The 10,228-nt window shown below is 69.7% G+C and carries 9 protein-coding genes and 5 pseudogenes; 7 read left to right on the top strand and 7 right to left on the bottom strand.

The window, feature by feature from the left end:
* Positions 1–90 precede the first annotated feature (90 nt).
* Entirely contained in the window at positions 91–1,053 is a 963-nt protein-coding gene (locus ABZ924_RS37065) for an RICIN domain-containing protein (protein ID WP_361919888.1), read from the bottom strand.
* 756 nt (positions 1,054–1,809) lie between these two features.
* Here ABZ924_RS37065 and ABZ924_RS37060 point away from each other — a divergent pair.
* Positions 1,810–2,037 carry a hypothetical protein gene (locus ABZ924_RS37060; protein WP_361919886.1) on the top strand — a complete coding sequence of 76 codons (228 nt, stop codon included), beginning with the start codon at positions 1,810–1,812 and terminating at the stop codon, positions 2,035–2,037.
* Between the two features lie 144 nt (positions 2,038–2,181).
* Here the strand turns inward: ABZ924_RS37060 and ABZ924_RS37055 are convergent, their stop codons facing one another.
* Complete coding sequence (locus ABZ924_RS37055) at positions 2,182–2,715, bottom strand: 2'-5' RNA ligase family protein (protein ID WP_361919885.1); 534 nt, start codon at positions 2,713–2,715, stop codon at positions 2,182–2,184.
* 119 nt (positions 2,716–2,834) lie between these two features.
* On the opposite strand from ABZ924_RS37055, the pseudogene ABZ924_RS37050 reads away from it, so the two are divergent.
* A pseudogene (locus tag ABZ924_RS37050) lies at positions 2,835–3,017 on the top strand (SRPBCC family protein); the annotation flags it as partial.
* 13 nt (positions 3,018–3,030) lie between these two features.
* Here the strand turns inward: ABZ924_RS37050 and ABZ924_RS37045 are convergent.
* From ABZ924_RS37045 to ABZ924_RS37035, 3 genes and pseudogenes are all read right to left on the bottom strand, one after another.
* Positions 3,031–3,222 (bottom strand): annotated as a pseudogene (locus ABZ924_RS37045) (XdhC/CoxI family protein); the annotation flags it as partial.
* An 87-nt stretch (positions 3,223–3,309) separates the two neighbouring features.
* Positions 3,310–3,489 (bottom strand): hypothetical protein, encoded by a 180-nt coding sequence (locus ABZ924_RS37040; RefSeq protein WP_361919883.1) that lies wholly within the window; start codon positions 3,487–3,489, stop codon positions 3,310–3,312.
* A gap of 57 nt (positions 3,490–3,546) precedes the next feature.
* Positions 3,547–3,861: a hypothetical protein gene (locus ABZ924_RS37035; RefSeq protein WP_361919881.1), complete on the bottom strand. Its 315-nt coding sequence runs from the start codon at positions 3,859–3,861 to the stop codon at positions 3,547–3,549.
* Between the two features lie 667 nt (positions 3,862–4,528).
* Between ABZ924_RS37035 and ABZ924_RS37030 the strand changes: the two genes are divergently transcribed.
* The 3 genes and pseudogenes from ABZ924_RS37030 to ABZ924_RS37020 all read left to right on the top strand — a co-directional run.
* Positions 4,529–5,353: a hypothetical protein gene (locus tag ABZ924_RS37030; RefSeq protein WP_361919879.1), complete on the top strand. Its 825-nt coding sequence runs from the start codon at positions 4,529–4,531 to the stop codon at positions 5,351–5,353.
* Positions 5,350–6,060, top strand: a complete 711-nt coding sequence (locus ABZ924_RS37025; protein WP_361919877.1) for a class F sortase — start codon at positions 5,350–5,352, stop codon at positions 6,058–6,060. Before ABZ924_RS37030 ends, ABZ924_RS37025 begins: the two co-directional genes overlap by 4 nt.
* A gap of 332 nt (positions 6,061–6,392) precedes the next feature.
* Positions 6,393–6,812: pseudogene (locus ABZ924_RS37020) on the top strand (DUF6236 family protein); the annotation flags it as partial.
* An 81-nt stretch (positions 6,813–6,893) separates the two neighbouring features.
* Here the strand turns inward: ABZ924_RS37020 and ABZ924_RS37015 are convergent.
* Entirely contained in the window at positions 6,894–7,022 is a 129-nt protein-coding gene (locus tag ABZ924_RS37015) for a hypothetical protein (RefSeq protein WP_361919875.1), read from the bottom strand.
* A gap of 538 nt (positions 7,023–7,560) precedes the next feature.
* Here ABZ924_RS37015 and ABZ924_RS37010 point away from each other — a divergent pair.
* Together ABZ924_RS37010 and ABZ924_RS37005 are read left to right on the top strand one after the other, a co-directional pair.
* Positions 7,561–8,844 (top strand): annotated as a pseudogene (locus ABZ924_RS37010) (glycosyltransferase family 2 protein); the annotation flags it as partial.
* Between the two features lie 296 nt (positions 8,845–9,140).
* Complete coding sequence (locus tag ABZ924_RS37005) at positions 9,141–9,899, top strand: lipase family protein (protein ID WP_361919890.1); 759 nt, start codon at positions 9,141–9,143, stop codon at positions 9,897–9,899.
* Between the two features lie 126 nt (positions 9,900–10,025).
* Here the strand turns inward: ABZ924_RS37005 and ABZ924_RS37000 are convergent.
* Positions 10,026–10,228 (bottom strand): annotated as a pseudogene (locus ABZ924_RS37000) (hypothetical protein); the annotation flags it as partial.

The raw sequence follows: 10,228 nt of genomic DNA, 5'->3' as shown, positions 1-10,228 counted from the left end.
CGTGGCGAGCCTCGCCCCCGTCTTCACCTGGTTCATCGAGGCCCTGCGCAGCGGGCCGCCGCCTGACGCGCCGACAGCAAACGGCTGCTGTCACGACGTCAGGGACAGGAAGTCCACCAGGAAGCGCTGGCCGGGCATATCGCCACACGGCTGGGGGACGATTTCGGCTCCGGCGACCGTCTCACCGTCGAGGACGCCCAGGCACAGTGCGGTACGGGCGCTCCTCAGCCGGTAGCCCTCCGCCGTCGCGCCGAAGTGTTCAATCCGGAAGAGCTGCGCGTCCCTGCCGTCACTGCAGTCGTCCTGCGGCTCCACCAGCCCTTTGGCCGGACCGCTGTCGAGGACGGTCAGGCAGCCCATCACCTTGCTCGTGGGATGTTCCCACTTGATGGAGGCGACGTCGTCTCCGACGGGCTGCAGGAACGTGCGCGGGCCGGGCTCCGTGCAGGGGCGCTGGACCGCGACCTCAGATCCGTACCGCCCGGAGCGCTCCTTGCCCGCCGTGAGGCACAGCTCCGGAGTCCGCGCGGGGCGGATGCGGGCCCAGCTCCCGGCGGAGGGCACGGAGAGGAGCCCGGGAAGGCGGCTTCCAGTGGCACCCGTCGCGGGCGGACCCGGGGCGGCCTGGTCCCGGTCCAGCAGAACGCCCGCCGCGACGGCTCCCGTCAGCCCCACGGCGGCCACCACCAGCACGGCTCTCCCCCGCATCCCGGTTCCCGCAGGCCGTGTCTGCTCCTCGGCGCCACCCCTGTCGCCGCCGGCGTCTGCGGCGGGGTCCGCTCTCGCCAGGCGCTCCCAGGCCTGCAACCACTGCGCCGATCCGGCCTCTTCCCCGCAAGCGCGGACGAAGGCGGCGACCGTCTCACGGCGGGGCAGGGTACGCCTGCGCAGCAGGTCGGCGACGGTGCTGCGGGGCAGTACGTCACCCTGGGCTTTGGCCCGGCTCTCCAACTGTCGCAGGGTCAAGCCGGAACGGGCCTTGAGCGCCCGCAGGGCCGCCATGAAGGCGTCGACGCTGTGTATCCCGGAGGGCTGTAACTCGGTCTCGTCCATCCAAACAGGCATAGTGGACGGACACGGTGTCGGGCAACGGTTCGTCGGCCCGTCGGAGTAATTCCCGGGACGGCAGCGGAACTCGGCGTCCCGGTGCCGGCGGCCCCGTGGACCCTGTCCGCGTAGGTCCTCGCCATCGGCTGCTTCTTCGTCACCGGGGAGGCGCCGGGACGCCTTCGGGCGACGGGTGGGCACCCGGGACCCGGGACCGCCCTGTTCACGGCGGGCGCGGTGTAGGACACAGCCGACATCACGCTTTCAAGTTCAGTAGTGCCGGCTCGGGATTCCGCAACGATTCAGAGCGTTCCGGGCCGCACTTGCTCGGTCGGCCCGGTCGACTCTGGGCGGCTACCTGCGCAGATCAGCCATGGCTGCTGGCAGACTTGAGCCACTGGCCGCTGTTGAAGTCATACATTTCGATGTGGCACGGCCCCTAGTCGCCGACGGAGAAGAAGTAGGTGTTGCGGGACCCTGCACTGATCCAGAAGGGCCCCTCGTCACCGAAGCGCTGTTCACCGCACACCAGGTTGAAGTCGGCCGTCGGCAGTGTTCAACGGCGTCCCCGGCGACGTGACGCCCTGGAGTCACCAACTCGGAGGCCACCGTCAAAGGCGCCGGGGGAGCCCGGTGGAGACAGGGAGAACACGGGCCAGGCGGCGGTGATTGCGAACCCAGACAGCCGGCGCAGCCGCCTGCACCACCAGCGAGGCGGTACACCCGGAAGCCGCGGGTCGGGCCCCAGCAGGGGCGCGGGCGGTGGCGGCTTCGGCGGACGTACACGTTCAGGCGCAGCTAGCCGCCGACGTCTGGAGCCTGGGCGCCTCCCTGTTCAGCATCGACCGCCTGGACAAGCCGGCCGTCATTGCCAAAGGCATCACCACCCCGCTGGGCGATGTACGGCCCTGGCCGTTCCCCGACTTCGAGTCCACCATCACCGCCTGCCTGGCCCCGACCCTGCCGACCGCCCCACCGCCAAGGAACTGATTTCGACCAAGCACAGGAGAAGATCCGCAGCGACCTTGCCCGGGCGGCCGAGACGCCGAGGGCGCAGTGGAGCTGGGGCATCCTCGCCGAGGACCGGATGATCGGCCTCATCGCCATGAGGCGACGCTCGCCCGTCATGGACGATCAGCTACATCGCCTGTCCGGGACGCCGAGCGGCGCGGTGAACCGCGACTGCCAGCCTTGTTTCGTCAGCACCACCAGCTGGATGGCCGCCGCGCGGGTGTACATCGGCAGCAGGCTGCCGATGGCAGCGCGGACATGGGTGGCAGCTGTCGGGTTGTCTGCGCCCATAGCGACCGTGATATGGGCTGCGGGTTGCGCTCCGAAGCGGCCCCTGTACGGGCGCAACCCGGGCCACTGGGCGTGGAACGCATCGACGATCGGTTGGAGTCCCGGAACGGTGACGGCGATGAAGCCGGACGCCGTCACGACCTCCTCCAAGAGCAGATCAGCTGCCGGAAAACTTGCCGCTAGGCAACGCACGTCCTTCTCGTCCTGATCTGTCAGCGCCGATTCCGGCACGAACGGGTAGAGGAGCGAGACGTGCGCGGGCACGCCATGACGCACCAGAGCCGGGTCGATACGCCACGCCGCATCGAGGAGCGGGGCGGCATCGGGCAAGACAATGACGACGGCGGTGGTCCCTGGCTCTGGCACGCTGTCATCATCGCAGGCCAGTCCGCTACTGAGTCCATTGCATTCCGAGTTGGGCGTGGTTGAGGCGGTCGCGGCCGGCGCGTTGGCTGGTGATCCAGATGCTTCGAGGAACTGTGGTCGGACGGGTCGTCTTGGGCTGGGCGGAGATCGAGGTTCGGCCGGGGCCGGGGGGCCGCAGTCGGGTGGTGTGGCGGGAGGAGCTGCGCATCTGCTTCCTGCCCCGCCTCTTCGACAGCGTCCTGAACCGGACGGCCCGCCTCATGTTCGGCCGCGCGATGACCCAGCTGCTCAGGAAGGCCTGAACGACGACGGCTCTCAGGCGACCGAGCCGGTGCGCCGCGCCTGCATGGTCGCCGTGTCGTGGTGGATCGGGGTGTGCGCGCCTGTCAGGGACACTCCGCTGCCGCCCCGGCGGTGGGCGACGATCTCCGCGCCGATGGACAGGGCGGTCTCCTCGGGTGTACGGGCGCCGAGGTCGAGGCCGATTCGGAAGCGCAGGCGGGCCATATGACGGGCCATTGATGTAGCGCCTGGGCTGGTGTGCTGGGCTGATGCGGATCTCGAATTCTGGCTGTGACCGCGCTTCCGTGATGACTACGGCTGGATGAGGATGCGGGCTCTCAGCACGTGGAAGGAGGCGCAGAACTGCGCGAGCTCGGCGATCTGGCAGTCCAAGAAGCCGACGCCCTGCCCGTGCAACGTCTGCAGTGGCGTATCCAGGACGGCGAACATGCGCTCAATCAGTCCGAGATCGCGCCAGCGCTGAATGAGCATCGGCTCGGCAACCTCCGAGAAGGCGCCTGATAGGTGGTCCCGGTCAGCCGAAGTCGTCTATCTATAGGACAGTTTGACTGACCTTCTACCTAAAACCAGGAGCAGCACCCGCAGCGCCGGCCGCAGCCCGTACACCACCACCGCCCCACTGACCACCGCCGCCGACACACCCAACGTCATGACCGCCCAGCCCAGCCAGGAGGCCCCGGAGCCACCGCCGTGGTAGAGCAAGGAGGTTCCCGTCAGCGCGCACACCAGGCCGAAGCCTGCATACAGCACCGCCCACAGCACCGTCGCCCGGGCCACCCAGCACGGCCACCGTTGCCACCAGGCGCTCCAGCGCGCCTTCGCCGTCCGCTCAGCGCTCGTCATGTTCTGAACGTCGCATCGACCGCGGCGGTGCGGCGTCGGCCACCGGAACGATCTCCCTCCCCCCACCGGGTGAGGCCGGGGGTTCCAGGGTGGGAGTGAGCAGGTCCGTTCCACCCCCGAGCGTCAGGTGGGGAGATTCACCGAGACCCATCACCCGCCAGCCTTCGATCGCGAGACGTATCAGCAGCGGAACACGGTCCCGGCGGGTCCTGCAGCGGGTACAGCTGGCCGCTGGTATGCCGCCAGGCCGGCTACAGGGACATTCGGCCCACCCGGCAGGCGGCAAGACCGTCTCCACACATCCCCGCGGCCGGTGCTCTCGTCGGTGAGGCGGCGGGCCATGAGGGGCGATGTGGATCACGGGCGTAGGCGGGCAGACGCTGTGGACGGTGCCGTACCGCGGTCGTGGCGCCGTACTGCGGAAGGCGGCCGCCTGGTCAGGGCGCTGAGAGAGACGGGTGGCACTCGGCGGGGCGTCAGGCTCTCATCGTGTGCTGCCCAAGAGACGGCTGTCGGTCGGCTGCCGGAGTCGCCTGAAATTCCTCCCGTCAGAACCCATCCGAGGGCATCGGGACAACGAAGAGGGAGTGACCCGCTCTTCAGGAGCTCGTTCATCCCCGTTCGATGTGGGGTTCCCGTCACGGGGATCCTTGGAAAAGGAGCGAATGTGATAGCCAAGCGCCCCGGTCGCCTCGTGGTACTCGCCGCCGTACCCGCCGCTGTGTTCCTGACCCTGGGGCTTTCCGGGCCGGCTCTCGCGGAGGGCGGCAAGGCATACCAGATCGACCTGACGCAGCTGAACGGCTCAGGTTCCAGGGGCACGGTCATGCTCAACCTGAAGGGGAACCAACTCACGGTGCAAGTCGAGTCCGAGGGCATGGTGCCCGGGCAGCCGTCGGCCCAGCATCTCCACGGCTCCACGAAGGGCCACGACTTTCACTGCCCGGACGCCAGTGCCGACACCGACGGCGACGGGGTCCTCAGCAACACCGAGGCCACACACGACTACGGCGACATCAACATCTCGCTCACCACGGCCGGGGACACCAAAGCCACCAGCGGTCTCGCCGTGGAGCGCATGCCCGTCGCTGACAAGCAGGGCAGGATCTCCTACAAACGGACCATCGCCGTGGGCCAGGACGTGGTCGACCACATCAAGGACCTGCATGTCGTACAACACGGCATCGACCGCAACAAGAACGCCAAGTACGACTTCGAGGGCGCCGGCAAGAGCGAGCTCGACCCGAAGCTGCCCCAGGAGGCCACGGCTCCGACCAACTGCGGAGAGGTCAAGGGCGCGGCCGTGGGGTCCATCCCCGTCGGCGGTATCGAGACCGGCGGCGGTTCCCCGCAGCAGGCAGCGGCGCCACTGACGGTGCGCGACGGTGCGACGGTCGCCGCACTCGCGCTGGCGGCCGGTGCGGTCGCCGTCGCGCGGAAGCGGGCCCCTGCCGTCTCCGCCCGCAAGGGGACCACCGGGGGCGGCGCGTGAAGCCGACACGTCCCCGCCGCTGCCGAACCGCAGGCGCGCTGACCGTAGCCGCTCTCGCCGGACTGCTCCTCGCGGGGTGCGCCGGCCAGAACGCGGTAAATCCCCATGCCCGTGACGGGCAGGCCCAGGGTGGACAACCGGCACCCGTCGGCGGTGACTCCGCGTCATCCGCAGGCGTACCGCGCAGCGGTGCGGGCACGGGTGCGGGCACGGGTGCGGACACGGGTGCGGGCCGGGCCGAGCCGACTGCCCTGGGCCGGTCGGAACCGCAGAAGATCACGATCCCCTCCCTCGGCCTGTCCAGCTCCCTGGAGACCCTGCGGCAGAACGAGGACGGCACCATGCAGACCCCGAAGAACCCCGCGCTCGCGGGCTGGTACGAGCCGGGACCGACCCCCGGCTCCCAGGGACCGGCCGTCATAGCCGGGCATGTCACCTGGAACGGAGCATCCGCCGTGTTCGAGAAGCTGAAGACGATGAAGGCCGGCGATACCATCAACGTGACCCGACGGGACAACAAGACGGTCACGTTCACGGTGGACCGGGTCGCCGAATACCCGAAGGCCGAGTTCCCCACGCTGGAGGTGTACAAGAACCTCGACCACGCCGGCCTTCGCCTGGTCACCTGCGGTGGCAACTTCGACCCGAAGAAGCGCTACTACGACAGCAACGTGGTGGTGTTCGCCCGCATGACCGGAGCGGCGTAGCCGGGACGGCACGAGCCACCCCTGCAAGCCGGTCGACGTCTGACGCGACAGAGGTGCCTTCGCAGCAGCCTCGGCCGGCCACCGCGGCCGGCCGAGGCAGGGGGCAGCTACAGAGGATCCCCCGCACCGGGCGACGCCCGGCTCCGTAGAACTGGCGTGTGCTGACCAGCTCGGTCAGCACGGCTTGCCCAAACCCAGAAGGGACGCTCCTCCGACTTGCCCGAGTTCGTGGGCAAGCCTTCCCCTGACATTTTGCGGGGCCTGATCACGGTTGGTCGGGCTGGGGGAGAGGAACGTCCGGGAACTCAACCAGGGCTCGGACTTCCTCGTCGATAAGGACTCTCGGCCGGCTACCGAGGCGGTGGCGCCAGCCTTCATCAGGGCTGTCCAGGGCAACGCCGAGGTGCTCCGCGCACGATTCGCCGTTCAGGGACGCAGGTTCACCGAACGCCTGGCGGTCGTCCCCGAGCCTGGCTTCGACTGCCCGGCATCTGACCGGCCTGTATCCCCCGGAGGCCTCCCACGAACTTATGGCCGCACTGGAGGAGGCCGGGCTCGCCCGCTGGGAACACCAGGTCAGATGCCGGCAGACGACGTGGGTCGTCGTAGATCCGGCCCTGGCATGGACGTACAAGTGCGCGCTCACCCAGGAGCTGGCCCGACGGACGGCGTTCGCACCGGTCACCGACCAGTTGGACGCCTACGCTGCGACCGGTGACTGGACACCCGGGAGCACAGCCGACACCCTCCTGGGGCGCGCCGCCGTGCGCACCGGGCCGGTACGGCGGGTCGCACCCCGCCGTACCGGCCCGCGCGCGGTCGGTGCGCGGCCGTCAGCAGGGGACCCCGGAGACGGTGGACGTCGGAGCGGTGACGTTGACGCACTCGACGGAGCTGCCGGTGCTCACCATGTAGGTGATGGTCTGGTACTCCACGTTGCCGTGCCACAGGAGCGGCTGCACGCCCTGCGCGACGCCCCGCCTCGCGTACGGGCGGTTGACCGGTGACCGGGAAGCCCGCGCTCGCGCTGCTGCTCCCGCAGCTGGGCGAGCCTACGGCCAGGGGAACGCCGCCACGCTGCTGGGGGAACCGGGGCCGGCCGGCGCTCCGTACGTCCCGCGGCTGCGCGAACTCCTTCCCCTGCACGAGGAGGGCTGGCGGGCGGTCACCGAAACGGTGAGGCTCCTGGCCGAGATCGGCGCGCCTGCAACACCGGCGGAGCCCGTCCTGAAGGCGCTTCTCGACGCCGACGAGCGGCTCGTCTCGCACGGAATTTGGCGTTCCGTACCGGACGACGACGAGTTGTGCGACGTCGCAGCGCCGCGCTGCTCGCAATCCGAGCGGTGGCAGGGGCTCGCCCTCATCACCGCGCTGCGTACCAGCGACTGGATCCTGGACGGCATCTCCTGGCTCCTGTGGCCGCCGGCGCGATCAGCCTGTTGCGTGCGATCGCCGTGTTCGTCCGCCGCCCGGCGCCACGTGCGGATGCGCCGCAAGGCCTGGGGCGCGCCGGTCACCGAGCCCGTCAGCATCATCGTCCCCGCGTACAGCGAGAGCGCCGGCATCGAGGCCGCCGTCCGCTCCCTCCTCGCCTCCGACCATCCCGTCGAGATCATCGTCGTCGACGACGGCTCCACCGACGGCACCGCCGACATCGTCGAGGCCCTTCAACTGCCCGGAGTCCGGGTCATCCGGCAGCAGAACGCCGGAAAGCCCGCCGCGCTCAACACCGGGATGGCCGCGGCCTCGTGAACCTCCTCGTCATGGTCGACGGCGACACCGTCTTCGAACCCGACGCCGTCCCGGTGATCGTCCAGCCCTTCGCCAACCGCCGCGTCGGCGCCGTCTCCGGCAATGCCAAGGTCGTCAACCGCGGCGGCTTGCTCGGACGCCGGCAGCACATCGAGTACGTCGTCGGATTCAACCTCGACCGTCGCCTGTTCGACCTCGCGGAATGCGTCCCCACCGTCCCCGGAGCCGTCGGCGCCTTCCGGCGCGAGGCCCTGCTGCGCGTCGGCGGCGTCAGCGACAGCACCCTGGCCGAGGACACCGACCTCACCATGGCCCTGTGCCGCGACGGCTGGCGGGTCGTCTACGAGGAGCGCGCCAAGGCGTGGACCGAGGCACCGGCCTCACTGGGCGCCCTGTGGAAGCAGCGCTACCGCTCGTGCTACGGACACCCTGCAGGCCATGTGGAAGCACCGCGGCGCCCTCACCCAGCGCGGCCAGGCGGGCAAACTCGGCCGTCGCGGCCTGTCGCACCTCCTGATGTTCCAGGTCCTGCTGCCTCTGCTGGCGCCCGTCGTCGACGTGTGCGCCGTCCACGGCCTCGTCTTCCTCGACCCGTTGCGTATCGTGGGCCTGTGGACGGCGTTCCTGCTCCTGCAAGTGCTGATGGGTCTGTACGCGTTCCGCCTCGATGACGAGCGCCCCGGACCCTTGTGGAGCCTCCCCCTTCAGCAGTTCGTCTACCGCCAGCTGGTGTACCTCGTCGTCATCCAGTCCGTTTTCACCGCCATCGCCGGATCGCGCCTCCGCTGGCAGCGCCTGGAACGCTACGGCAGTCTCCAGGTCCCCACTGGTACGACACGGCCCCCGGCTCCCGTACCAGCACAAGCCCCCCGCCCCCCCCAGTCCCTGCACCACCGACCGCGCCGGGCAACGGCTACGACACCGATCCCGGCTGGGCGTACCTTCCCCCCTCCCATCCGCAGGACCAGCAATGGCCCACGCCGACCATCTACCAGGACTACCGCTGAACCTCATGGCAGTCGGCGGCCCTGAGGCGCGGGAGGCCCGTGTCCTGAGCAGCCATGGTCCGTCCGGGTGGCGGGGGATCGTTCCTGCACAGCGCCGGGGTGGTGGCAGCCTGGAGCCGCGTCGGTGCACGGCTAGCGTCTGGTTGCCCGGCCGGCCGGCCGACCTGGACCGCGGTTCGCCATGAGACCGGCCGGGCAACCGTCCGCCGGTCGGCGGACGGTGTCCGCGTACTGTTCACGATGGCCGGGAGAGATGACGTGTTCGTACCGCCGACGATCGATCACACCGCCAAGAAGCACAGTCCCCGGCTCGCGTACTGGATGGTTCGGGCCGCGGACCTTGCCTACAAGGACGAGACCACCATCGATGCGAAGGCTCGCGACTGGGGTTTCGACCGAGTGCGCCACCACCACACCCGGTTCACGCCTCCGTTTCCGCTGGAGGACACGCAGGCGTTTACGATTGCCAGCGACAAGATGATCATCACCGGGTTCCGGGGCACCGAACCCGCGCAGATCCGGGACTGGCTCTCGGACGCCACCACACCCCCGTGGCCCGGGCCGGGCAAGACCGGCTACATCCACTACGGCTTCGGCCAAGCCCTCGACTCGATCTTCCCCACCGTCAAGGAGGCCCTCGCGGACTTCCGCGACAACGACCAGAGCGTGTGGTTCACCGGCCACAGCCTCGGCGGCGCGCTCGCCATGCTCGCCGGCTGCCGCATGTACCTGGAAGAACCGCGCCTGCAGGCCGACGGCATCTACACCTACGGCCAGCCCCGCACCTGCGACCGCCTCCTGGCTGCCTCCTGCAACAAGAGTTTCAAGGACCGCCTGCACCGCTACGTCAACAACAACGACATCGTCCCGCAGCTGCCGCCCGAGCCCGCCTACACTCACGTCGACACTCTGCACTACATCGACGCCGACGGCCGCGTCCGCTCCTCCATGCCGCTGACGGGCGCGCTGGCCGACCGGCTCAAGGGGGCCGCGGCCGACCTCTTGGCCCCCGCCAGCGACGGCCTGCGTGACCACCCGATCAAGCACTATGTCTCCGCCATGGAGAAGAACCTCGTCTGACCTGGAAGCGGGGGCGACGGAGCGGGGGCCCCGCAGGTGACTCCGCCCCCCTTCCCTACGGCTACGACCAGGCGGCACGGAGCCCTGCCCGGTGCGGCAGCTGTTCGACGGCGGCCGCGACCGCGGTCAGGGCTCCGTCTGCCCGTCGGGGTCCGAGCGGCGACCTCCGTACGAGGCAATCAGGGCGTCGGCAACGGCGGTTGCGTCCGCTTCGGCTACATCCGCCGGGTATTGGGGCAGGAGGTCGTCCCAGACGGGCAGCCGCGACCCGTACAACTGGGCCTGTCCCTCGGGCCGGGCGAAGAACCACACGTGCAGGTGCGCGGCCC

It is taken from the genome of Streptomyces sp. NPDC046876, from assembly GCF_040645035.1.
Classification (GTDB): Bacteria; Actinomycetota; Actinomycetes; order Streptomycetales; family Streptomycetaceae; genus Streptomyces.
This window is presented reverse-complemented; position numbering and strand designations above follow the sequence as displayed.